Below are 25,745 nucleotides of genomic sequence, written 5' to 3'. Positions count from 1 at the left end.
TACCATAGAGGGAGCATATCATTTTTCTATAGTCTTTTTTGTTTATCAAAAATAGAAAAGGGAAAACAAAAAAAGAATATTAAGTAAACAGTAAATAATATCTAATGAATATCAGTCTACTTACAAAAGGAGAGATAAAAATGGCTCAACCAAAAAGCCCATTAACACAGTACTATAACGAGGAATACCCAAAACAATATCAAGAACCTCCAGCTGTTCAAGGCAAAATGGAAATTGTCCCAGACTGCGGAGAAAAAAGCTATAAAGGTACAGGCAGATTAAAAGGAAGAAAGGCGCTAATAACTGGCGGTGATTCAGGTATAGGCCGTGCAGCAGCTATTGCTTATGCTAGAGAAGGAGCAGATATTGTTTTGAATTATTTGCCAGAAGAACAGCCGGATGCAGAAGAAGTAAAGAAATTAATTGAAACAGAGGGTCGCAAGGCTGTGCTTATCCCTGGTGACTTAAGCGATGAGGCTTTTTGCAAGGAGCTTGTAGACAAAGCTTATGCTGAACTGGATGGATTAGACGTGCTTGCATTAGTTGCTGGGAAACAGCAGGCGGTAGAAGATATTGCAGATCTTACAACAGAACAAATCCGTAAAACATTTGAGGTAAATGTTTTTTCTTTATACTGGATAGTGAAAGCTGCCATGCCTTACTTGCCAGAAGGGGCATCTATTATCACAACGACTTCTGTTCAGGGTTATAATCCAAGTCCAAATCTACTCGATTATGCAGCAACTAAATTTGCGATTACTGGATTTACACGGGGATTAGCAAAACAAGTAGCTTCAAAAGGAATTCGCGTAAATTCTGTTGCCCCAGGACCTATTTGGACACCGCTGCAAATTTCTGGAGGACAGCCTAGTGATGCTATACCGGCATTTGGGCAAGATACACCGCTAAAACGTGCTGGGCAGCCTGTGGAATTATCTAGTGTTTATGTATTCTTAGCATCCACAGAATCCAGCTATGTAACAGCACAAGTATATGGAGTTACTGGCGGAGTAGAGTTAGCATAATCATAATGGGCATATATCTATTTTAATAGAGCGCAGGGTTATGCTATAATTTAATTATTAATGTTAAGAGGGAGTGATGGGTGAACGATGAAGTACTAATCTTATTTTTCCAAGTTGAAACTAAAAATTTCTGCTTATTAAAATAGGATTAGTCTGCCCATTTTCCATATAGATGCACAGCTATTTATTTGATAGCTTATTTGTGTACAAAAAATGCCGACTAATCCTTCCAATAAAATTGGGAGGATTTTTTATTCTCCCTTAAAGAAAGAGGGATAATGTATGAAAGAATTATTAAAATTGCAAAGTATAACCTATGAAATAATGAATGCTATTCTTTTTGAAAAGATAAATGCAACGGTAAAGCAGGGAGAGATAATTGGTTTAATAGGCAAAAATGGATCTGGTAAATCGACTTTACTGCAATTAATAAGAGGGAATGCCCATCCAACTGAAGGAGAAATTCAGTGGCATGGAACTAATATGGCTGTAGCATATGTGGAGCAAGAGCAGGAACACTATGAAGTGAAGGAAGCAACTGCTAAAGAAGCGGAATTGATGGCAAAGTGGAATTTGCCCATGACGGATTATCAGTATATGAGCGGTGGGGAGAAGCTGAAACTCAGACTTGCGCATGGGTTCGCACAAGATGCAGGATTGTTATTGTTAGATGAACCAACCAATCATTTAGATGAGCGCAGCATGGAAGTTCTCATTAATCATATAAAAAGGAGCAAAAAAACAATAATCCTTGTCTCTCATGATCGCTATTTTTTAGATAAAGTCGCAACAAAAATATGGTCGATAGAAGAAAAAAAGCTAGTGGAGCATAAGGGGAATTATACAGGTTATCAAAAGTGGAGAGAGCAAAAAAGAATTACACAACAGCGGGAGTATGAGAAGCAGCAAAAACAAATAGAGCGAATTGAAACACAAATGAAAGAATTGACTTCATGGTCCCAAAAGGCACATGCACAGTCAACAAAGCAAGAAGGTACTAAGGAATATTACCGAATGAAGGCCAAAAGAATGGATGCTCAAGTCAAGTCGAAACAAAAGCGGTTGGAAAAAGAGTTGCAGGAAAAGAAAGTAGAGCAAGTAAAACCAAATCATGAAGTTCAATTTTCTATCCAGTCTAATCATAAAAAAGGGAAACGTTTCTTAGAAGTAAAGCATTTAAACAAGTCTTTTAATCGGACATCTCTTTTTAAAAATGTCCACTTCACCATTCAGCATGGAGAAAAAATGGCATTAGTTGGTCCGAATGGCAGCGGGAAAACGACTTTATTGAAAATAATCATGGGGCAGGAGACAGCAGAAGGAGAAGTATGGTTATCTCCTTCTGCCAATATTGGCTACTTAACACAGGAAGTGTTTGATCTGCCAACTGAAAAAACTCCAGAACAATTATTTTATAAAGAAACGTTTGAGGAAAGAGGCAAAGTTCAAAACCTAATGAAGCATTTAGGCTTTTCTGCTTCCCAATGGACAGAGCCAATAAAGAATATGAGTATGGGCGAGCGCGTTAAATGTAAACTAATGAAGTATATATTAGAAGAAAAAGATGTGCTTATTTTAGATGAACCAACTAATCACTTAGATTTGCCTTCCCGTGAGCAGCTGGAACAAACATTGGCTCAATATACGGGTACACTTCTTGTAGTGTCTCATGATCAATATTTCCTCGAAAAAACGACTACTAATCAACTAGTAGTTGCTAATAATGGTGTGGCAAAACAGTCTAAGAACATGCTAAGCATAGAGGATGATTTTTTAGAGCAACGGATGAGGCTTGAAACAGAGCGTCAAGAAGTACTTGGGAAATTAAGTTTTCTGCAGCAGAAAGATGAAGTATATGTAGAACTGGATAAGAGGTTTCAAGAATTAACAAAGCAAATAAAAGAGCTGTCATAAATTATCTTGAGATGTTTTAAAAAAGAAGGCATGTTTTCAATATTAAAATATGCCTTCTTTTTTAAATATGATTTTTAGGACATATGTCCTTTCCTATCTATAATCCTTTATTATTTAATAGAAAAGAAGTCAAATTTGGAGAGTGTAAAATGAAAGGAAGTATATTTGCAGTATTAGGGGGAGCTTTTATTACCATCCAGGGTGTTGCCAACACAGCCATTAGTGAAAGTATTGGAACATGGCAAGCTGCAGCACTTACACAATTAACGGGATTTGTTGCAGCATTATTAGTATTAGTGGTTATAAAAGATGGCAATTGGGCACAAATAAAGCGTGTAAAGCCATTGTACCTATTTGGGGGGACTTTTGCGGCTATCGTTATTTTTAGTAATGTAAAAGGAATACAGTTGATTGGAGTTACGCTTACCATTGCGGTTTTGTTAATTGCTCAGTTAGGCATCACATTTCTAGTGGACGGCAAAGGATGGTTTGGAGTAAAGAAACAAAAGATGGCATTTCCTCAATTTATAGGCATCGCTATGATGATAGCCGGTGTATTAATATTGAGCTTTTAAAAAATGGAAAAACATGACCTTTAGGTGGTGGAGAATGAAAAATTTAGAGATTATAAATACCTATTTAAGAAAATATAAAATAGAGTCTGTTTTTCCTGAGGAAGTGCAGCACTTATTATCTTTAGATAATTTTGCTGAAGGAGAAGTGATTTGTTCCCAAGGTCAATTGGCTAAAAATTTATATATTTTAGTAGAGGGAAAAATTAAAGTATACACCACGTCAGCAGAAGGAAGAACATTAATCTTATCCTTTAAAAACCCCGTTGAAATTATTGGAGACATTGAATATATAAGAGGCATTGATATTATTAATACGGTTGAGGCGGTTTCTGCTGTTTCAATGATTAGCGTTCCGTATGCGGTACTCAAAAAATACGCGAAAGATCATGCACCGTTATTAAATTTTCTTCTTGATATTATTACTGAAAAATTCCAGTTGAAAAATAGTTCATTAACATTTAATCTATTTTATCCTGTTGAAGTAAGGCTAGCTAGTTATTTGTTATCCGTCTCTTCTCAAGAAATGGAATCCCCAGACGGAGAGAAGGGGAGTATGGTTCATATAAGAGATGCCGCAAACCTAATTGGCACAAGTTATCGTCATGTAAATCGTGTCATTCAAAAGTTTTTGGCAGATGGGTTAATTGAAAGACAAAGAGGATCTATCTATGTGAAGAGTCGAGAAGGATTAAAACGACTAGCTGGAGATAATATATACGAATAAATAAAACATTAGGAGCTATAAAGATGATTATTGGAATAGTTTTATCGATCATTGCAGGTTCTCTTGTAGGTCTGCAGAATATATTTAATAGTAAAGTAAATGAGCGTACAGGATCTTGGACAACAACGACGATTGTTTTGGGAATGGGTTTTTTAGCTTCTTTCACAATTGGTTTTATAATAGAAGGAAAGCAGTTGTTTGCTTTAGACAATATGCAAGTATGGTATTGGTTCAGCGGATTAATTGGAGTAGGCGTTGTTACATGTGTAACAAAAGGAGTTAGGTTTTTAGGACCAACTTACGCCATATCTATTGTTTTAATTTCACAGTTAGCATTTGCTTTGCTGCTAGATTCAATGGGGTGGATGGGATTAGAGAAAGTTCCCTTTACTTCTAAGCAATTAGTTGGTGTCCTCATTTTAACTGGGGGAATCTTTTTGTTCAAATTTGGAGGCAATGGTGCCTTTGTTTTTGCCAAAAAACGAACAGAGCAATCTGAGTGAAAGAACGTCCATGTAGATATAAAAAATGAGAAGCTTGCAAAAAGATAAAATGGTAACTATAATAGTTGCGTAGGTGGTGCGAAGATGGTTAACAACCGTTTAGCTGTAGGTATCCATATACTGTCTATAGTCGCTCTTAGTAAGGATGCAGAACAAGTAACATCCGAAATGATAGCAGGAAGCATTAATACTAATCCAGTAGTAGTGCGACGTATGTGCGGTTTTTTAAAAAAAGCAAACTTAATAAAACCAAAACATAAAAATCGTGGATTAATGTTAGTGAAAAAACCTGCTGAGATTAATTTACTTGAGATTTTGCGAGCAGTTGATCCAGAGAATGAGCTATTTTCCATTCATTCAGGAACAAATTCCGCTTGTGATGTAGGCAGAAATATAGAATCAGCTTTAAAGACAGTTTTTGAAGAAGTGCAGGAAGAGTCTGAACGAGCACTTGCTTCAAAAACATTACAACAAGTAATAGGTCAGTTTAGATAGTAAGCTGATCTTTTATTAAAATATAATAGTAACAATTATTATTACGATTGGGGGATGCTAAAAATGAAAGTTGGAATTATTGGTGCTACTGGAAAAGCAGGAAAAGCTATTTTAAAAGAATCCTTTGCAAGAAATCATGATGTTACAGCAATTATTAGAAATGCCGAGAAACTAGAAGAAGGATCAATAGGGGTTATTAATAAGGATATATTTCATTTAACCAAAGACGATGTGGCAGCATTTGATGTTATTGTAAATGCTTTTGGTGCACCATTTGGATCAGAACATCTACATGTAGAAGGAGGGAGACATTTAATTTCTATTTTTGATGGAATGAAAACTCGTCTAATTGTTGTTGGCGGTGCAGGCAGTCTATTTGTTGATCCTGATAAAAAGATTCGGGTTGCTGAAACTCCTGAATTCCCTGATTTTGTAAGGCCGACAGCAATGAATCAATTACAAAACTTGCTCGATTTGGAGGATTCGGGTATAAAATGGACTTTCTTAAGCCCATCTGCTGAATTTGATCCTGAAGGTGTCCGTACTGGAAGTTATATAGAAGGTTTGGATCATTTATTAGTAAATAAGTCAGGTCAAAGCTATGTCAGCTATGCGGATTATGCCATTGCGATAGTCGATGAGATAGAAAAAGGAAAACATATAAATAAACGCTTTACGGTAGCCTCCGAAAAAGGTCAAAACTAGTATTATTGGATTAACATCTTCTGCATCTAGTAGACGATGTTTTCCACATTGACACATAAGAATGGCTATAGAAAAATTTGATTAATTAAATAAACAATCAGTTATAATAGTGAATAGTTATAGGAAAAAGAAAGGATGAAGGTGCCAAATAGATGAAGTGGTTAGAAAAACTTCTAAATTGGATGTTGGTTATAGGATTATTATTATTGGCAGGAAGAATAATTACGGCAGTATGCATGTTTTTAAAAATTCCCTTCACAAGCTTTTTTAAAGACTATAGTATTATCTCGATCATTATTTTACTTATTGGTTTATTGGGTACACAGTGGATGAAAGGGAAAAAATAATTGTTGGAAAAATTTCAAAATAATACAATTAGGCTGTTAATAAACAATTATTTTATTATATTTTTACTTGGCATTACTTGAAATATATATATATACATTGTATGATGAGACTACAAAAAATGAAAGGGTGACCATGGGGCGATGATCTACTAATCTTATTTTAAAAATACATTCGAAAAAAATCGAAGTCATTTTTGAATAGGATTAGTCTATACTTTCTTAGAAAAAGGTAATTATCACCCTAATGCTGCCCTAGCATTGGGCCCCTTTTAAGCGGTTTGAAGAATCCTATCCGATTATGACGGATAGGATTCTTTATTGTCTAATAAAGAGAGAAAGAAGGAGAGAAATTTATGGCGAAAGAACAAAAAAGAAAACTGTCCATATTAATGATTAATATGTTTATTGCAATAGGCAGTTTTGGGATTGTTATTCCCATTCTGCCCCAGTATTTGATATCTATCAATCAAGGGGGAACAGCAGCAGGGCTAATGGTGGCTATTTTTGCTGGTGCCCAGCTCGTGTTTTCTCCGATAGCTGGGAAGTGGACAGATCAATATGGACGAAGAAAAATGATTATTTATGGTTTGGTCGGATTAACGGCTTCTATGTTTATCTTTTATATATTTGATAATATTTGGTGGCTTTATTTTTCTCGAGTTATTGGTGGTGTGGGAGCAGCTTTATTAGTTCCTGCAATATTTGCATATGTGGCTGATATTACAACAATCGATCAAAGAGCAAGAGGAAACAGCCTTGTATCAGCTGCTATGTCATTAGGCATAGTAATCGGTCCAGGCATAGGTGGTTTCTTAACAAAATTTGGATTGAAGGCGCCTTTTTTAATTTCAGCTTTGGTGTCCTTAGTTGCGGTTATCTTTTCTATTATTATCTTAGAAGAAAGTCAAAAGGTAGGAGCTCAAGGAGGAACGAATACACTAGATAATGAATCTATGGCAAAAAAGATGGCTCGTTCTGTCAAAATGCCTTATTTTATCCCACTTGTCATTACACTTGTGATGAGTTTTGGATTAATGGCATATGAATCAGTTCTCGGCCTTTTTGTAGATAATCAGTATGGGGCAACACCTCAGGAAATTGCTGTTATGATTACCGCTACAGGAATCATTAGTGTTATTGTTCAGCTATTTGTTGTAGATCGAATTGTTGCGCGCATTGGTGAAGCGAATGTTTTAATACTCTTTTTAGGAATTGCAGCTATTGGTTTCTTGTTGTCATTAATGGCATCAAGCTATGGGGTGTTTTTTGGCGTTACCCTTTTAATATTTCTTGCGACATCTATTCTTAGGCCAGTGCTTAACACACTTATTTCAAAGCTTGCAGGCAATGAACAAGGCTTTGCAATGGGAATGAATAATGCCTATATGAGCACAGGAAATGTTCTTGGTCCTCTGCTTGCCGGCATCATTTATGATGTGAATATTATGTATCCTTTTGTTTTGGGGCTTGTTCTTATTACCTTAACATTGTTTGGATCAATTACTTGGCAAAAACGAACGGCTAAAAAGAATCAGAAAATCAATATAGCAGAATCATAATATAATAAATCATTCTCTAAGATAAATATGCAGATATTTTATCTTAGAGTTTTTTTATCTTGTAGCTAGTAATAGAAGAAATAATGCTGTGAGTTCTATCATCACAGCATTATCTTTAATCTTAAATAGAAGATTGTTGTTTTCTATACGAAAAAAGCCTCCTCTTGTGGGTTAGACCACTTGAGGAAGCCTTTTTATTAATCAATCATGAAAATTTGTGCCATCAGTAACGGCTTTAACTACTTCTGCACGAATAACAAAATCTCCAAAGTGTTCGCCTTCAAGACGTTCTTTTGCGAAGCGAGGAAGAAGAACGCGCAATTCATTTAGAATGTCTTCTTCACCAACATTTTCTCTGTAAAGTTTGCTTAAGCGGCTACCGTCATATGCAGCACCTAGATACATATTATATTTCCCAGGAGATTTTCCGATAAAAGCAATTTCTCCAAGGGCATGGCGCGCACATCCATTTGGACAGCCTGTCATGCGAATAGTAATTTCTTCATCACGAAGACCATTCTCATTGACAATCTCCTCAATCTTCGTAATTAATGTTGGCAAGTATCTTTCAGCTTCTGCCATTGCTAAACCGCAAGTTGGAAGAGAAGCACAAGCAATAGAGCTGCGGCGAAGTGCTGAATGGTGTTGACCGTCAGTTAGACCATACTGATCTATTAAATCACTAATTTTTTTCTTTTCCTGGCTGGAAATATTGGCAATTACTAGGTTTTGATTACCAGTTAAGCGGAAGTCTCCGGTATGAATTTTTGCAATTTCACGCAAGCCTGTTTTTAATTGATAGTCTTTGTAGTCAGCAACACGGCCGCCCTCAACAAATAGTGTGAAGTGCCATTTTTCGTTAATTCCTTTTATCCAGCCGTAGCGATCTGTATTATGTTCAAATTTATAAGATTTAGCTTCTTCTAGTTTCCAGCCTAAACGATTTTCTAATTCTTCTACTACATTTTCTAAACCTAGGCGGTCAACTGTATATTTAAAACGAGCATTTTTACGAACAGAACGATTACCGTAATCTCGTTGGATTGTAATAACTTTTTCTGCTAATTCCAGTATCTTATCTGGTGTACAGAATCCGATTACTTTAGCTAATTGAGGATAGGTAGCTTTATCCCCATGTGTCATTCCCATTCCGCCTCCAATTGCCACATTAAATCCGATAAGTTTATCTTCTTCAATAATTGCAATAAGACCTAAATCTTGGGAGAAAACATCGATATCATTGGCTGGAGGTAAAGCGATACCGATTTTAAATTTTCTTGGCAAATAAAGAGGTCCATACATTGGTTCTACTTCTTCTTGTTCAGGAGTAGAAAGAACTTTTTCTTCATCTAGCCATAATTCATGATACGCTCTTGTGCGCGGCAATAAGTAATCACTTAATTTTTTAGACCATTCAAAAACCTCTGCGTGTAACTGAGATTGATATGGATTCGGATTGCACATAACGTTACGGTTTACGTCTCCGCATGCTGCGATAGTATCTAAAAGAGAAGCATGAATTTCCTGAATGGTTTTTTTCATATTCCATTTAAGGATTCCATGCATTTGGAATGCTTGTCTTGTTGATAGTTTTAATGTTTGGTTTCCGTACTTTTCAGCCAGCTCATCCATAACCAGCCATTGCTCAGGTGTTGAGACACCTCCTGGCGTACGTACGCGCAGCATAAACTGATAGGCAGGTTCTAACTTTTGTTTTTGGCGCTCGTTGCGCAAGTCTCTATCATCTTGCAAATAGCTGCCATGGAATTTCATTAGGCGATTATCGTCTTCTGAGATGCCGGAGCTAAGGGGCTCAAGCATCGACTCGTGTAATGTTCCGCGAAGGTAGTTGCTCTCCTCTTTAATGCGCTCTACATCACTTGGCGATCCTTCTGGTGCTTTTAATATTGGGTTAACCATTTGAAAAACTCCTTTCGGTAGAAATCAGTAAACATCTCGTTGATAACGTTTTGCCTGCTGCATAGAAGCAATGTATTCTTCTGCTTTTTCCCTGCTTAAGTTGCCTTCTTTTTCAACAATATCAATAAGGGTTTTATGAACATCGTGAGCCATATGTTTTTCATCTCCACAGATGTAAACAACTGCTCCTTCTTCTAGCCAATTAAATAATTCTTTACTATTTTCAAGCATACGGTGTTGAACGTATACTTTTTTCTCACTATCACGTGAAAAAGCAACATCCATTTTTGTCAGAACATCATTTTTGATCAGGTTTTGCCATTCCGTTTGATAAAGGAAGTCAGTAACAAAATGTTGATCACCAAAGAATAACCATGATTTTCCTTCTGCTCCTATTTCTTCTCTTTCTTGCATAAATGCGCGGAATGGTGCAATACCTGTACCAGGTCCTACCATAATGATTGGTGTCTCTGGATTTTCAGGAAGCTTAAAGTTTTGGTTATGCTGAATATAGATTGGCAATGTGTCTCCTGGCTGCAGGCGATCAGCACAAAGGATGGAGCAAACTCCTTCTCTATCCCTGTTATTTGATTCGTAGCGCACAGCCCCTATTGTTAAATGCACTTCATCAGGATTAGCTGAATAACTGCTCGCAATCGAATAAAGACGTGCTGGTATTTTTCTAAGAATATTTACAAAGTCTTGTGCGGAGAAGCTAAAAGGACCAAAGTCTTGTACTAAATCAAGCAGGTCTCGACCATGGATGTATGCTTTAAGCTTACCAGTGTTTTCCGCAGAAACAAGTTCTAAAAGCTCTTTATTGCTTGATAGCTTTGCAGCTTGCTCAAGTAAAGGTTTTGTTAAAACAGTTATTTCAAAATTAGAGATAAGCGCATCTCTTAGTGAACGAACATCTCCTTGTTTATTAACTGTTACAATCTCTTCAGGCGAAAAGTTTAATGCTTCTAAAAGTATGTCCACAAGGTTAGGATTATTTTCAGGGTAAATGCCAAGCGCATCTCCAGGCTGATAGGTCAGATTAGATCCTTCAAGGGATAATTCAATATGAAGAGTTTGCTTATCAGAGCCTCGCCCATTTAAATTAATAATATCAAGAACTTCTGCTTTAAACGGATTAGTTCTTGAATATACCGATTCAGTAGCAGGGGCATTGCTTGCATTTGTTTGCACAGCTGAATTCTCAACTGCTGTTGCGCTAAGTTGAGATAATACATCATTAAACCATTCTTCGCTTGGCTCATCATAATCTAGATCACAATCTACACGATTTGCTATGCGGTTTGCCCCAAGTTCTTCTAAACGCTGATCAAATTCCTTCCCTGTTTCACAGAAGAATTCGTAGGAACTATCTCCTAAGGATAAAACGGAAAAGTTAAGCTCATCTAGTTTTGGAGCACGTTTGCCATGCAGAAATTCGTGGAAAGTTATCGCATTGTCAGGCGGATCCCCTTCTCCATGTGTACTTACAACAATAAGCAGATTTTTGACCTTTTTCAGATTATTTGGTTTAAAGTCATTCATAGAAGAGACGGTTACATTAAAGCCTTTTTCTGTTAAAACTTTTCCTTTAGTTTCAGCAATGCCCTGTGCAGTGCCTGTTTGTGATCCATAAAGGATAGTAATTTCTTTAGAGATCGCTTTTACGTTAGCCACATTAGCCTGAGTTGCTGCCTGTGGTTCATTTTCTGCTGTAATTGCATTTTGTGTTGCTGTTAGATAGCCGCTTAGCCAAATTTTTTGTGTTGCTGTTAAATTTGGAAGCAATTGATTGAGTAGTTCAACTTGTTCTGGATTAAATGGACTGTTTGTTACTTGAAGCTGCAACATGATCACCTCACAAAAGATATAGACAATATAAGCATTTTATCCCGCAATTTGCAGGATAAAGGCAAATAAGAACATTAATATTTGAATAAAGAAACGTCCGATTTTTCTCAACATTTATTTTATAATGAAAATGGGAATATGTCATTAATATTTTAATTAATCCAATCAGACAAATCGGAATTAAGAGTTTTAAAAGCCAAGTTTCTTTATTATAAAAAAAATAGTATTATAATGTACTTTACTGGAAGAATTAGAATTAGTAAAATACATATAATTTATCACAACTATAAAAAAAATTAATAGTTAGGGGAGATTGTATGCAATACGATGCTTTGAAAACATTTGTCACTCTTGTTGAAGTGAAAAACTTCACAAAAACAGCAGAAAAACTCCTTATGTCTCAGCCAAGTGTAAGCTTACATATTAAGAACTTAGAAAGAGATTTCCAAACAAAGCTGTTCGAACGCTCCCCTAAGTCATTAAAAATCACTCCAACTGGTGAGCTATTATACGATTGTGCACTGCAAATGATTTCTATTTACGAACAAACACGGCAAAGTATTTTAGAGCATCATCATTCTATTAAGGGCGAATTAAAAATTGGAGCAAGCTTTACTATTGGAGAATATATTCTGCCAGCAATACTATTGGATCTGCAGAATAAATATCCAAGTTTACAGTTAGAGGTAGTAATTGGAAATACAGAAGAGATTGTCCAATTGGTGCGCCTTTTTCAAGTAGATATTGGATTAATTGAAGGACAGACGAATGAAAAGGATTTATCTGTGCATGCTTTTATGGAAGATGAGTTATTTATAGTTTCCTCTAACTGTCATAGATTGACTAAGAAGGAGAAAGTGGAGATAGCTGATTTGCAAAATGAACATTGGATAACGAGAGAGGTTGGTTCTGGTACTAGAGAATATTTAGATCATGTTCTGAGATCCAATGGTTTAAAGGCAAAGTCATTTTTGACTATCAGCAGCAACCAAGGAATTAAAGAAACGCTTATAAGAGGTAAAGGGCTCTCTCTTTTATCTCATAGTGTTATTGAAAGAGATGTTCAGCAGAAAAGTCTTTCTATTGTAAAGTTGAAAAATCAATCATTCATCCGAACGCTGTCTTATGTATATTCCCCGATTATGAAGGATAAAAAGAATGTAAAAATATTTATAGAAGCATTATCCGAAGTTTATACAAATAAATGAGAAATGAATAATTAGCAAGGGAGAAAAATTTTTCTGATTTCATTTTCTATTTATAGTAGAATAACAATGGTAATTTTTAATAACGGCTTCATTCATGAAACAAAATCAATTAATTTATGATGGCCTTAGCAAAAGGAGTATCCAGATGAAAAAAAAGAATAAAACTTTTCGCCTTGCTTTATTAGGAATGTTTTCAGCAATTATCGTACTGCAAACAACGATTCCGCTTCTTGGCTTGATTCCAATTGGCCCACTTAGTTTAACCGTGATTCAAGTTACTGTTATTATTGCAGCTATTGTATTAGGTCCTCGTGATGGAGCGATTATTGGGGGAGTATGGGGGATTATTACTTTTGTACGAGCTTATACTTTTCCAACGAGCCCTATTGCTCCTATTATCTTTACAAATCCACTTATTTCCGTTTTACCGCGCATATTAATAGGAATAGTAGCAGGTTATATTTACCATAAAGCGTTAAAAAGTAAAATGAACGATACAGGAGCTATGAGCATTGCTGGCGTAGCCGGTTCATTAACGAATACTGTGCTAGTATTAGGACTTATTTATTTATTTTACAGTAAACCATATGCTAACTATATGGAAATGGATGTTAGCCTGCTATTGCCAGCCTTGCTTGGTATTGTCGGAACAAATGGTGTGACAGAAGCAATCCTTTCAGGTATACTTGTTCCAATTATCGCAAAACCATTGTTAAAGGCACAAAAATAGCAGTTTCAATGAAGAAAAGTAATTTCTATCTTAAAAACAGGAAATTTTTTTATGTATTTTTCATAAGCTACTTTATATAGAATAAGAAATAGGAGATGAGATCCTATTTCTTATTAAATTAATTCCGACTAAACAACTAGTAACACTTATTGACAATAATAGCAATTGTGATAAAATTTAGAAAAAACAACACTTATCAAGAGTGACAGAGGAAATTGGCCCTATGATGTCCAATATTCTGTAAATGATGCAGACTGCTAAATTAAACAAATGGTTATTTTTCCAAGTCGGGAAGTTTTTTTATAATTCAGCATGAAGGACAAATTGCTTCTAGAAGAGAGCAGAATTATTATGACAAATAGCAGTTTTTTTGATAAAGGAAGGGAGCATTGTAAATTGGGGCAACTAGTAACATACGAAACTATCGATAATTTTAAAGAAATCCCTTTTTCAATAGATAATGATACAAAGGGTGCGCTCGAAGTAATAAAATGGGCATATGACACGTATGGCGATCAAATAGTTTATGCATGTAGTTTTGGAATTGAAGGCATTGTACTAATAGATTTAATCTCTAAAGTAAAAAAAGATGCAAAAATTGTATTTTTAGATACAGACGTTCATTTTCAAGAAACATATGAATTGATTGACAAAGTAAAAGGTAAGTATCCAGATTTGCAAATAGAAATGAAAAAACCAGCATTAACATTGGTAGAACAAGCGGAACAATATGGCGATGAACTTTGGAAAACAGCTCCAAATAAATGCTGTGAAATTCGCAAAGTCACTCCATTAAATGAGGTTCTTTCAGGATCCATTGCTTGGCTTTCTGGTTTAAGAAGAGAACAGTCTGAAACAAGAAAAAACACACAGTTTATTAATAAAGACAATAAATTTAAATCTGTTAAAGTCTGCCCGCTTATTCATTGGACATGGAAAGATGTATGGAGATATGCTCATAAACAACAGTTAGATTATAATGTATTGCATGACAGAGGATATCCGAGCATTGGCTGTAAAACATGTACACAGGCTGCCATTAATATGGATGATTTAAGATCAGGAAGATGGTCTGGCAAAGGAAAAACAGAATGTGGTCTACATTTACAATGATTCGAGGAATTGAAAAATGATCTTAATCTTAGCAGGTATCATGTCACTATTTTTTGCAATGAATATCGGAGCTAGTGGCGCTGCGGCAAGTATGGGAGTAGCATACGGATCCGGCGCCATCCCAAATAAAAGAATGGCACTTCTTATTTGTGGAATAGCTATCTTTTTAGGTGCTGTAATAGGGGGAGGTGAAGTAGTTAAAACAATTGGAGAGGGATTAATTCCTAGTTCTCTTCTAAATGCAGAAATTGTTTTGATTATATTATCCTCTGCTGCGATAGCATTATTTATAGCAAATCTAATGGGGATTCCTCTTTCTACTAGTGAAATAACGGTAGGAAGTGTAGTTGGGGTAGGAATTGCCTATAAAAGTCTTTTTGTAGGTCATATTTTATGGATTGTTTTATTTTGGCTGCTAGTTCCTTTAGTTGCATTTGGAATAGCTTTTTTTGCAGGTAAACTAATGAATAAGTATGAGCAAAAATTAAAATGGCTTCAAGTTGGCAAAAATGAAAAATATTTAACTGTTTTTGTAATTATTGTCGGTTTTCTTGAGGCATTTTCTGCTGGAATGAATAACGTAGCAAATGCTATTGGCCCGTTAGTTGGGGCAGAACTAATTCCTATGAAGACAGGAATAATTGTTGGCGGTTTTTTTATTGCTATTGGTGCTTTTCTTTTAGGTGGAAGAGTATTGCAGACAAACGGAAAAAAAATCGTCCGTTTCAGCAAATTAGAAGGCGGCGTTATTTCTGGAACTGGGTCAACGCTTGTTATCATCTCTTCCATATATGGGCTGCCAGTACCTTTAACGCAAGTTACGAGTACGGCTATTATGGGAATTGGCGTAGCAAAGAATGGAATAGGCATGTTGAAAAAACAAGTGATTAGCCGTATATTAAAAGTATGGCTTGTTTCTCCAATATTATCTCTAGTGATTTCTTATGGGCTAGTACAGCTATTTATTGAATCAGATTTCTTTAATGTATTTATACTACTTAGTGTAATAGTAGCTACGTTAGGTTTAATTAGTTTAGTAAAATCAATTAGAGAAGATAGCAGATCCGTATATGAAGAAGGCGGCGGAATTTAATCAATTTCAAATGTAATTCATAGTAAAACACTATAAATACTTAATAATAATAAATGAGGTGTAGGGAAATGGCATTGAGCAAACCACATGGCGGTACATTAATTAATTTATGGGAACCTGAATATAAGTTTAACGGTTCAGAAAAAGAATTGGAAATTGATGTAATAGCACTTAGTGATTTAGAATTAATTGGAAATGGTGCTTATAGTCCATTAACAGGATTTTTAACAAGAAAAGACTATGAATCCGTTGTGGAAAACATGCGTTTAGCAGACGGGACAGTTTGGAGCATTCCCATTACACTGCCTGTTACGGAAGAAAGCATAAAAGATATTGAAACAAAGGATACAGTAAAGCTTACATTTAAGGGTGAAGTTTATGGTGTCCTTCAAGTAGAAGATATTTATGTACCTGATAAAATTACAGAAGCTACTTCTGTTTATAGAACAGATGATATGGAACACCCTGGCGTAAAGAAAATGTTTGAAAGAGGAAATGTTTATCTTGGCGGTTCTATTAAGTTAATAAAAAAAGTGGAAAAAACAGAATTCACTAGTTTCTATTTAGATCCACAAGAAACAAGAGCTGTTTTTCAAGAAAAAGGCTGGAAAACAGTGGTTGGTTTTCAGACAAGAAATCCTGTTCACCGCGCACATGAATATATCCAAAAAAGTGCTTTAGAAATAGTGGATGGCTTATTTTTAAACCCTCTTGTTGGAGAAACAAAATCAGATGATATTCCAGCAGATGTACGTATGGAAAGCTATCAAGTATTGCTGAAAAATTATTATCCAGAAGATCGTGTATTCTTGGCAGTATTCCCTGCTGCAATGCGATATGCTGGACCAAGAGAAGCAATTTTCCATGCTATGGTAAGAAAAAATTATGGCTGTACTCACTTTATTGTTGGTCGTGACCATGCTGGAGTAGGCAACTATTATGGCACATATGATGCACAAAAAATATTTGATAACTTTACAACAGAAGAGTTAGGGATTAATTTATTATTCTTTGAACACAGCTTCTATTGCAAAAAATGTGAGAACATGGCATCAACAAAAACATGTCCACATGGCAGTGAACATCATGAAATACTATCTGGCACTAAAGTTCGTCAATTATTAAGGGCTGGAGAAATTCCACCAAGCACATTTAGCCGCAAAGAAGTCGTTGAAGTATTAATCAAAGGATTGAAAAACCAACAAGTTCATTCTTAAAGCAATGGGGGACAACCGAAGTGGGGAAAAGTACAAATATCACATGGCATGATCAAACAGTGACGAAACAGCAAAGAAGAGAAAATAATAAACACCATAGCTGCGTTCTTTGGTTTACAGGTCTGTCTGGTTCTGGTAAATCTACTGTAGCAAATGCTGTAGCAAAACGCTTATTCGATGATCGTATTAATAGTTATGTTTTAGATGGAGATAATATTCGTTTTGGCATCAATAAAGATCTAGGGTTTTCTGAAGAAGATCGCAAAGAAAATATTAGACGAATTGGCGAAGTCAGCAAATTATTTGTTGATAGCGGACAAGTGGTATTAACTGCATTTATTTCTCCCTTTAGAGAAGATCGCGATAAAGTGAGAGAATTGCTAAATGAAGATGAATTTATTGAAATTTATATAAAATGCTCTCTTGAAGCATGTGAAGCAAGAGATCCAAAGGGATTATACGAAAAGGCGCGTCAAGGGATCATTAAAGATTTCACAGGCATTAGTTCTCCGTATGAAGAGCCAAATAATCCCGAGATCGTTGTGGATACTGAAGAAAATTCTATTGAGGAATGTGTAGAATTAATTGTAAACTACTTAAAAGATAAAAACTTTTATATTGCTGAATAATTGTTAAAATAAGGGAACTGTTTACTACTGAGCAGTAGAGAAATATTAATTTCTCTACTAAAAGGAGGCAGTTCCTTTGTTTATAGGATGCAAAAGAAAAAGAGAAAAAAGGGAAGAGATAGGAGGGGGAGTTATGGGAAAAGTATATTTGGTTGGAGCAGGTCCTGGTGATCCAGATTTAATTACAGTAAAAGGCTTAAAGTGCATTAAGCTTGCAGATGTTATTTTATATGATCGTCTTGTCAACAAAGAATTGTTGGAGTATGCAAAGCCAAAGGCAGAGCTTATCTACTGCGGCAAGCTTCCAAATCACCATATCATGAAACAGGAATTAATTAATCAACTACTTGTTAAGCATGCGAAAAAAGGGAAAATTGTTACAAGGTTAAAGGGAGGAGATCCTTTCGTTTTTGGGAGAGGCGGAGAAGAAGCAGAAGAATTAGCCAAAAATCAAATTCCTTTTGAAGTTGTTCCTGGAATCACAGCAGGTATTGCAGCACCTAGCTATGCAGGAATTCCTGTTACCCATAGAGATTATGGATCTTCCTTTGCTTTTGTTACAGGGCATACTAAAGAGGGAGAAGATGATATAAAATGGGAAGCACTTGCGTCCATTGATACACTTGCCATTTATATGGGAGTGAAAAACCTGCCCTCTATTCAAGAAAAACTATTGCAGCACGGTAAAAAAACTTCAACACCAATTGCTTTAATTAATTGGGGAACGACGACTATACAGAAAACAGTTGTGACGAACCTTTCTGATGTGATAGAAGATGCCCAAAAGGAAAAGATAACAAATCCATGTATGATTATTGTAGGCGAAGTAGTGCGTATGAGGGAGAAAATCAGCTGGTTCGAAGAATCTTTTCTTGAAACTTTACCGAAAGAAGTGGTTTTATAATGGAAGCTGTTTTATATATATGTCATGGAAGCCGAATAAAAGAAGCAAGTGACCAGGCCATCTCCTTTATAAAAAGGTGTATGGAAGATGGGGAGTTTCCCATTCAGGAGTATTCTTTTTTAGAACTGTCAGAGCCTACGATTGAACAAGCCTTTTTTCAATGTATAAAAAAAGGAGCTACTGTCATTCATGTTATTCCTGTTCTTTTATTAACAGCGGCTCATGCTAAAATAGATATACCAGTAGTATTGGAAAAATTATCTGAAGAATATCCGGAAATTGAAATTCGTTATGGACGTCCAATTGGAGTCCATGAAAAGATGATAGAGATTGTTATAGAAAAGATAAAAAAGTCTTCTTTATTTGATAAAAAGGATTTATTAGTGCTATTAGTTGGCAGAGGGAGCAGCGATCCGGAAGTAAAACAAGATTTAGGAGATATCTCGGCATTAGTGGAAGCTCAATTACCTGGAATTTCTGTTAAAGACTATTATTTAACTGCAACAGAACCAAGTTTTATAGAAGGAATAGAGTATGCTAACTCCTCTTCTTATCAAAACATTTTAGTTATTCCATATCTGCTCTTTACAGGAATTCTGATGAAATCTATGACCAACACAATAAAAGAGCTTGCCGATTCTGATAAAATATACGAATTAGCTCCTTATTTAGGATATCATCCCTTTCTAGCAGATATTTTAAACGAAAGATTAAAAGAAGTTGCAAAGGAAGACTTATATGTATCCATTAAACATTAATATGGAGGGCAAGGAGTGCGTGATAATAGGCGGCGGAAAAATAGCCTATCGCAAAACATCCTCTCTTATTAGTGAAGGGGCAATGGTAACCATCATAAGTCCTGAAGTTTGTCCAGAAATAGAAAATCTAGCTATAGAGGGAAAGATTAAGCGAAAAAAAAGATATCCTTTAGAGGATGACTTTAAAAATGCCTTTTATGTTATTGCAGCAACAAATGATGAACAGATAAATGCTGAAATTACAACCAAGTTGGAGAAAACAAAACTGGTGCTTAATGCTTCATCTGTAGATAAAGGAAACTGTCATGTTCCTGCAAGTTTTAAAAAAGGGAAGCTGTTATTAACGGTTTCAACAAGTGGAGCAAGTCCTATGCTTGCCAAAAAGATACGAGATCAATGGTCTGCTGTTTATGATGATAACTTTGGAAAATATGTCGATTTTTTATATGAAGCAAGAGGAAAAATCAAACAGCTAAACATACCGTCTGCTCGTAAAAAACATTTGCTACAAGAAATAATAGATGAAAAATATATAGATTCTATGGAGAATAGACAATTTTTCTTAGCTGTCTTAAAAACTTTTAACTCGTGTTAAGTTAAAAGTTTTTTTTGTTTTTTAATATAAAATATACAGAATATTCTTTGGTGTTATACTAACATTATATTGAATGATTTGTATTTCCTGTAATATAATTTTGGTAAGAAATATCTCATTTTTAATAAAGGTATTAAAAGGGAGAGCTAAATACAAATTACCTTAAAAACTCCTTGATTCTAAATTTTTAGCGTTAATTAGAATCTTGTATGTGGAAAGGGAGGTTAAATGAAATTTAGTACAAAGCTTTATGGTGGACTAGGAATTATATTTATTTTAATAATGATTCTTATTGCAGTACTTATGAGTATGTTGAAACAACAAAATGTTAAAATGCATGTTATCGTAAATGAATTATCTGAGAGGATTAAAGTTACTGCAATTATTAAAAATGAAATAAACAATATGAGCAGAGAAGTAATGGAAATTTCCATAAACCCTTCTGAAAAAGTACTATCAGATACTTTAAATGATTGGGAAGAGTCTAGAACAAATATTGCCTCATCTTTAGAAACATTAAAGGAAATGGATAAAAGGAAGCAGACCCAGGAATTAATTGTGAAGTTTTCTACCATTTTTCAAACATATGAAGAAGATGGGCAGGAACTTGTCTATAAACATAAAAGGAATATGGGGCAAGAGTCAGACGTTGTAAAAGCGCTACCAAGCAATCAAGATAAAGAACGACTTTTGCAAATTGTCAATATACTATCTACTTTGCAAGAACAACAAATGAAAGATGAGCTTTTCCGAACACAGGAGACATATAATATAGCAGTTAAAATTATATATATCTATGTTTTTATCGGTATTTTTGTAAGTGTTGCTATAGCAATTTGGATTATAAAAGGAATGACCAAAAATCTTTATCGTGTCGCTTCGGTAATGTCTAGCGTGGCATATAATCAAGGAACGGAGTTTCCGAGAGTCTCTATCAAGACGAAAGATGAAATTGGGAGAATTGCAGAAGCATATAATGAAATGGCAATATCTTTAGAACAGCATTCACAGCAAGAAAAAGAACTAAAGATAAAAGCGGAGGAACAGAGTTGGCATGATTCTAAACTTGCAGAAATCACGTCTGCTTTTACATGTGTAGAAGACTTTAATTCTTTGGCTACTTTATTTATCAACCAAGTAACTCCGACGATAGAAGCTCAATATGGGGTATTTTATATTAAAGAAATTACAGGAGAGCTACAGCGTTTAGAAAAGGTTGCTTCCTATGGTTTTGTCGAGAACGATAGTATGAAGAATAGACAAAGATTTCTTTTAGGAGAAAAATTGATAGGACAATGTGCTTTAGAAAATAGACCGATTAATCTTACTCGTATACCGGATGATTATATTAAATTAGAATCAGGATTAGGCAGTGCTACTCCTAGAAATATTTATATTCTTCCAATCGAGTTTGAAGGAGAAGTATTAGCAGTCATAGAGTTTGCCTCATTTAAGTTATTCAGTCCAATACAACAAAAATTATTAAAAATGGTAATTGGGCATTTAGGTATTGCCATTAATAGTATTAAGAATCGAATGCAAGTAAAAAAACTTCTGGAAGAATCCCAAGCGTTAACGGAAGAACTACAAAGCCAATCAGAAGAGTTGCAAGCACAGCAGGAAGAACTTATTGCCATTAATGAAGAACTGGAAGTACAGTATAAAACATCGGAACAGAAAAATGAAGAGTTAGAAAAGCTTAGTGTGATATTAGAGGAAAAGGCTCACCAGCTTGTGCTTAGTTCCCAGTATAAAACAGAATTTCTTGCAAATATGTCCCATGAACTTAGAACGCCTTTAAATAGCATGCTAATACTTGCGCAAATGCTGCTGGAAAAAGCGAATGATAATCTTACATTCAAACAATTGGAATATTTGCAGACGATAAACTCATCGGGAAATGATTTGCTGCATTTAATCAACGAAATATTAGACCTAGCAAAAATAGAGACTGGGAAAATAGATATAATTGAAGGAGAAGTAAGGCTAGATTCTATTAAAGATTTTGCAGAGAAACAATTCCGCCATTTGGCCGAAAAAAAAGGCCTTGAATTTAAAGTGATATTACATGAGAATCTATCTCCTTCGATATATACAGATGAGCATCGTCTAAAACAAATCATTTCCAATTTATTGGCCAATGCTTTTAAATTTACTAATAAGGGCAGTGTCATATTACAGATTGAGGAAGCGGGCTATTCTATTCCAGAAAAAGGGGAAGTGTTGGCAGCTGTAGACTCAGCCATAACTTTTACGGTGAAAGATACGGGAATAGGCATTCCTAAAGGGAAACAGAACTTTATATTTGGTGCATTTCATCAGGCTGATGGGACTACTAGCCGCAAATATGGAGGAACGGGACTAGGATTGTCTATATGTAAAGAAGTCTCTAATTTGCTTGGAGGTGCTATTCGTGTGGAGAGTGAAGAAGGGATAGGGAGTTCCTTTACACTTTATTTACCGCATAAACCAAAAAGACAATCTATACCTGTGTTTTTACCACAAAAAGAAATAGCAGCTAGTAGAGAAAATACAGAAAGTTTTATTATAGAGACAAAAACTTCTCTTTTTAATAAAGAAATAGAAAATGAATCTGCATTATTAGTTAAGGGGAAAAAAATAATGATTGTAGATGATGATATGAGAAATATTTTTTCACTTTCTGCTGTGTTAGAAGATTATGGAATGGAAGTGCTATTTGCGGAAAATGGAAGAGAAGGTCTGGAAGTCTTGATGGCAAACCAGGATATTGATCTTATCTTAATGGATATTATGATGCCGGAAATGGATGGATTTGAGGCAATGGCGAAAATCAGGAGTATGCCGAGATTTCAAAATATTCCTGTTATCGCCTTAACAGCAAAAGCGATGAAACATAACCGAGAGCAATGTATAGAGGCAGGGGCATCTGATTATATAAGCAAGCCAATAAATATAAAGCAATTATACTCTTTAATTCAAGTATGGCTTTATAGAAGTTAGGTGGGAACAGATATTACGGAATATTTAAATAAACAAACAGTAGAAAATGATGCTCTGGAAAAAATCGAAATTGAATTGTTATTAGAAGGCATTTACCGATATTATGGATATGATTTTCGAAACTATGCCTTCCCTTTCCTTAAAAGAAGAATCATGTATCGAATAGGAACAGAAAATTTATCAAGTATTTCGGCATTGCAGGAGAAAGTATTTCAAAATTCTATAATGATGAAAAAATTATTGTCGGATTTTTCTATTTCTGTAACAGAAATGTTTCGAGATCCAGAGTTTTTTTTGACGCTTCGAAAAAAGATTATCCCAATAATGAGAAATTATCCCTTTATACGAATATGGCATGTTGGATGTGCTTCAGGTGAGGAAGTTTATTCCATGGCCATCATGCTAAGTGAGGAGGGAATATTGAACAAAACAAGGATTTATGCAACAGACATAAATAATGTTGCTTTGGAAAAGGCAAAGCAGGGAAGTTTCCCACTAGAAAAAATGCAGTTATATACAAAAAACTATATAAAAGCAGGGGGGACAAATGAATTCTCTGAGTATTATGCAGTAAGAAATAATGTAGCAGAATTTCATCCATTTTTAAAGGAGAATGTGTTGTTTACACAGCATAATTTAACTACAGATCAAACATTTAATGATTTTCATATTATTATATGCAGAAATGTTATGATTTATTTTAATAAAAGCCTCCAAAATGATGTTCATCAATTACTATACAATAGTCTAGTGCCGTCAGGTTTTCTTGGTTTGGGTAAAAGAGAAGAGGTGAGATATACAGATTATGCAGGAAATTATGAAGAATATGATGCCAGTGAAAAGATATATCGAAAAATCAACTAATTCTAACCGAGCAGAAGTTATCCATATCTTAATGGTCGATGATTTAAAAGAAAACCTGCTTGCTCTTGAGGCGGTTTTAAGTGCACCTAATATTCACTTAGTAAGTGCTAAATCAGGAGAAGAAGCATTAAAGAGGATATTACAATACGATTTCGCAGTAATTCTCCTTGATGTTCAAATGCCTGGGATAAATGGCTTTGAAACAGCGAGGCTAATAAAAGAGAGAAAAAAATCAAGGAACATTCCTATTATTTTTATTACGGCTCTAAGCCAAGATGTAGATCATATTACACAAGGTTATGAAGTGGGAGCAATAGATTATATTGTTAAACCTTTTAATCCAGAAGCTTTAAGAAGCAAGGTAGAACAATTTGTAAATATCTATAAAGATCACACCAGAAGCCTAAAGGAAATCGAAAGAGAAAGCTCTCTTGAAAGAGAAAAGATAAACCTTGAGCTAAATGTTGCAAAAGTAAATTTGCACAAACATGAAGCTTTATCAAAAGTGATACAAGATACGCTGCAAGATACTATTGTAACGTTTAATGAAGAAGGCTATATTTTATCGGTAAATCCAATGGTTGAAAAGATGTTTGGCTACAAGGATTCAGAATTAATTGGAACACATATAGCTATTCTTCTTGATTCCACAGAAAACATTGGAAAAGATAAAACGAAAAATGCATTAAATTCCTTTATGAATAGATCTTCTATTGGAAAAATAGTTGAAATTACCGCAAAACGAAAAAGTCACGATACTTTTCCTGCAGATATTCATATTGGGGATGCTATGTTAGAGGATTATCATATTTTTGTATGCACTATTCGTGATATTACAGAGCGGAAAGAAATGGAGAAAATTAAGGAAGCGCATTTAGATAAATTAGAGCAAGTAGTGGAAGAACGAACTCTGGATTTGCTACTGGCTAATCAAAAATTATTACAAGAAATGGAGGAGCGAAATAAGGTAGCGGATGACCTTTTATTGTCAGAAGGCCGCTTTAAACAAATTTTTGAAGCAAGTCCCTGTTTGATGTCAATTTTCTCTATGCAGGAGGAAAATTTTATTGCTGTAAATAATAACTGGACAATCCATACTGGCTATAATCTGGATGAATTAAACAATGCGAATTGTCAGTGGGGAATTTTTCAAGAAGATAAGGAAGAATTTAGACAGATTGTTGGGGATGAATGGATTAAGCCAATGAACAATAGAAAGGTAACATACAAAACGAAGGATAAATCAATAAGGTATGCTCTATTGTCGACAGAAACAATTATGATTGAGAACAGAAATTGTGTTCTAATTGTCTTAAATGATATTACGGAAAGAATACGTATGGAAAAGGAAATATATAAGTTAGATAGATTAAATTTGGTAGGAGAAATGGCAGCCGGAATCGCCCATGAGATTCGCAATCCTATGACGACTGTTCACGGTTTTTTGCAAATGGGCAAACTAAATAATCAGCAGTTGTCAGTGGAGCATCTGGATTTAATGATAGATGAGTTAGACAGAGCAAATAAAATTATTAAGGAATTTCTAACCCTAGCTAAAAATAAAACGAGCGACAGAAAAATTCAATCCCTCAATGATATTATTGAAATCATTTATCCCCTCCTAAATGCAGAAGCGCTTTTATCTGGCAAAAGGGTATTGCTTCAATTAGCAAATTGTCCGATGTTATACCTAGATGAAAAGGAAATTCGTCAACTCTTATTAAATATTGCTTTAAATGGTCTGGAATCGATGTCCAATGACGGAGTTTTAACGATTAAAACTTATGTAGAACAAGAAAATGTAATTTTGGAAATTTGCGATACCGGTGAAGGAATAGGAGATGACGTTTTAGATAAAATAGGAACTCCGTTTTTCACAACCAAAGATAATGGCACGGGGTTGGGATTGGCTGTTTGCTATAGTATTGCAGAGCGTCATAATGCAAAGATTAAAGTTAATACAAGCAGTAAAGGGACTATATTTTCCATTTGCTTTAGAGCAGTGTGATTAAAGTGTAACTAGGATAGGAGAATAGC

Annotated in this window: 23 protein-coding genes; 21 read left to right on the top strand and 2 right to left on the bottom strand. The window is 35.0% G+C overall.

What is annotated here, in order from left to right; genetic code table 11:
* Window positions 1-140 precede the first annotated feature (140 nt).
* From CWS01_RS18110 to CWS01_RS18070, 9 genes are all read left to right on the top strand, one after another.
* A complete protein-coding gene (locus tag CWS01_RS18110) occupies window positions 141-1,025 on the top strand; it encodes an SDR family oxidoreductase (protein ID WP_101178597.1) in 885 nt (294 codons plus the stop codon).
* Between the two features lie 282 nt (window positions 1,026-1,307).
* Window positions 1,308-2,939: a ribosomal protection-like ABC-F family protein gene (abc-f, locus tag CWS01_RS18105; RefSeq protein ID WP_101178596.1), complete on the top strand. Its 1,632-nt coding sequence runs from the start codon at window positions 1,308-1,310 to the stop codon at window positions 2,937-2,939.
* 149 nt (window positions 2,940-3,088) lie between these two features.
* Window positions 3,089-3,514: a DMT family transporter gene (locus CWS01_RS18100; protein ID WP_101178595.1), complete on the top strand. Its 426-nt coding sequence runs from the start codon at window positions 3,089-3,091 to the stop codon at window positions 3,512-3,514.
* 34 nt (window positions 3,515-3,548) lie between these two features.
* On the top strand, window positions 3,549-4,238 hold the full coding sequence (locus CWS01_RS18095) for a Crp/Fnr family transcriptional regulator (protein ID WP_101178594.1): 690 nt from the start codon (window positions 3,549-3,551) through the stop codon (window positions 4,236-4,238).
* A gap of 23 nt (window positions 4,239-4,261) precedes the next feature.
* Complete coding sequence (locus tag CWS01_RS18090) at window positions 4,262-4,741, top strand: DMT family transporter (RefSeq protein WP_101178593.1); 480 nt, start codon at window positions 4,262-4,264, stop codon at window positions 4,739-4,741.
* 84 nt (window positions 4,742-4,825) lie between these two features.
* Window positions 4,826-5,236, top strand: a complete 411-nt coding sequence (locus CWS01_RS18085; RefSeq protein WP_101178591.1) for an Rrf2 family transcriptional regulator — start codon at window positions 4,826-4,828, stop codon at window positions 5,234-5,236.
* Window positions 5,237-5,299: 63 nt separating this feature from the next.
* A complete protein-coding gene (locus CWS01_RS18080) occupies window positions 5,300-5,941 on the top strand; it encodes an NAD(P)-dependent oxidoreductase (RefSeq protein ID WP_101178590.1) in 642 nt (213 codons plus the stop codon).
* A gap of 152 nt (window positions 5,942-6,093) precedes the next feature.
* Window positions 6,094-6,288 (top strand): hypothetical protein, encoded by a 195-nt coding sequence (locus tag CWS01_RS18075; protein WP_101178588.1) that lies wholly within the window; start codon window positions 6,094-6,096, stop codon window positions 6,286-6,288.
* A 353-nt stretch (window positions 6,289-6,641) separates the two neighbouring features.
* Window positions 6,642-7,847: an MFS transporter gene (locus CWS01_RS18070; protein WP_101178586.1), complete on the top strand. Its 1,206-nt coding sequence runs from the start codon at window positions 6,642-6,644 to the stop codon at window positions 7,845-7,847.
* 201 nt (window positions 7,848-8,048) lie between these two features.
* On the opposite strand, the gene cysI is transcribed toward CWS01_RS18070, so the two are convergent.
* Window positions 8,049-9,767, bottom strand: a complete 1,719-nt coding sequence (gene cysI / locus CWS01_RS18065) for an assimilatory sulfite reductase (NADPH) hemoprotein subunit (protein WP_101178584.1) — start codon at window positions 9,765-9,767, stop codon at window positions 8,049-8,051.
* Between the two features lie 24 nt (window positions 9,768-9,791).
* Window positions 9,792-11,612 (bottom strand): assimilatory sulfite reductase (NADPH) flavoprotein subunit, encoded by a 1,821-nt coding sequence (locus CWS01_RS18060; RefSeq protein ID WP_101178611.1) that lies wholly within the window; start codon window positions 11,610-11,612, stop codon window positions 9,792-9,794.
* 320 nt (window positions 11,613-11,932) lie between these two features.
* On the opposite strand from CWS01_RS18060, the gene CWS01_RS18055 reads away from it, so the two are divergent.
* From CWS01_RS18055 to CWS01_RS18000, 12 genes are all read left to right on the top strand, one after another.
* On the top strand, window positions 11,933-12,823 hold the full coding sequence (locus tag CWS01_RS18055) for a LysR family transcriptional regulator (RefSeq protein WP_101178582.1): 891 nt from the start codon (window positions 11,933-11,935) through the stop codon (window positions 12,821-12,823).
* 145 nt (window positions 12,824-12,968) lie between these two features.
* The gene (locus CWS01_RS18050) at window positions 12,969-13,553 is read left to right on the top strand and encodes an ECF transporter S component (RefSeq protein WP_101178581.1); all 585 of its coding nucleotides are present in this window, start codon (window positions 12,969-12,971) and stop codon (window positions 13,551-13,553) included.
* 396 nt (window positions 13,554-13,949) lie between these two features.
* Complete coding sequence (locus CWS01_RS18045) at window positions 13,950-14,666, top strand: phosphoadenylyl-sulfate reductase (protein ID WP_235852110.1); 717 nt, start codon at window positions 13,950-13,952, stop codon at window positions 14,664-14,666.
* Window positions 14,667-14,682: 16 nt separating this feature from the next.
* The gene (locus CWS01_RS18040) at window positions 14,683-15,759 is read left to right on the top strand and encodes an inorganic phosphate transporter (protein WP_101178579.1); all 1,077 of its coding nucleotides are present in this window, start codon (window positions 14,683-14,685) and stop codon (window positions 15,757-15,759) included.
* Between the two features lie 68 nt (window positions 15,760-15,827).
* Complete coding sequence (gene sat, locus CWS01_RS18035) at window positions 15,828-16,976, top strand: sulfate adenylyltransferase (RefSeq protein WP_101178577.1); 1,149 nt, start codon at window positions 15,828-15,830, stop codon at window positions 16,974-16,976.
* A gap of 20 nt (window positions 16,977-16,996) precedes the next feature.
* Window positions 16,997-17,605 (top strand): adenylyl-sulfate kinase, encoded by a 609-nt coding sequence (cysC, locus tag CWS01_RS18030; RefSeq protein ID WP_101178575.1) that lies wholly within the window; start codon window positions 16,997-16,999, stop codon window positions 17,603-17,605.
* A 133-nt stretch (window positions 17,606-17,738) separates the two neighbouring features.
* A complete protein-coding gene (gene cobA / locus CWS01_RS18025; protein ID WP_101178609.1) occupies window positions 17,739-18,509 on the top strand; it encodes a uroporphyrinogen-III C-methyltransferase in 771 nt (256 codons plus the stop codon).
* Window positions 18,509-19,267 carry a sirohydrochlorin chelatase gene (locus CWS01_RS18020; protein ID WP_101178573.1) on the top strand — a complete coding sequence of 253 codons (759 nt, stop codon included), beginning with the start codon at window positions 18,509-18,511 and terminating at the stop codon, window positions 19,265-19,267. Before cobA ends, CWS01_RS18020 begins: the two co-directional genes overlap by 1 nt.
* A 19-nt stretch (window positions 19,268-19,286) precedes the next feature.
* Window positions 19,287-19,862: an NAD(P)-dependent oxidoreductase gene (locus CWS01_RS18015; protein WP_168714423.1), complete on the top strand. Its 576-nt coding sequence runs from the start codon at window positions 19,287-19,289 to the stop codon at window positions 19,860-19,862.
* 228 nt (window positions 19,863-20,090) lie between these two features.
* Complete coding sequence (locus CWS01_RS18010; RefSeq protein WP_101178571.1) at window positions 20,091-22,844, top strand: hybrid sensor histidine kinase/response regulator; 2,754 nt, start codon at window positions 20,091-20,093, stop codon at window positions 22,842-22,844.
* Window positions 22,845-23,708: a CheR family methyltransferase gene (locus tag CWS01_RS18005; protein ID WP_235852109.1), complete on the top strand. Its 864-nt coding sequence runs from the start codon at window positions 22,845-22,847 to the stop codon at window positions 23,706-23,708.
* Window positions 23,662-25,716, top strand: coding sequence for a PAS domain S-box protein (locus tag CWS01_RS18000; protein ID WP_235852108.1), 2,055 nt, complete (start codon window positions 23,662-23,664; stop codon window positions 25,714-25,716). Before CWS01_RS18005 ends, CWS01_RS18000 begins: the two co-directional genes overlap by 47 nt.
* Window positions 25,717-25,745: the final 29 nt, after the last annotated feature.

The organism is Niallia nealsonii (assembly GCF_002835805.1).
Taxonomy (GTDB): Bacteria; Bacillota; Bacilli; order Bacillales; family Cytobacillaceae; genus Niallia; species Niallia nealsonii.
Note: the sequence above shows the minus strand (reverse complement) of the source record. Positions and strands in the feature narration are given on the sequence as shown.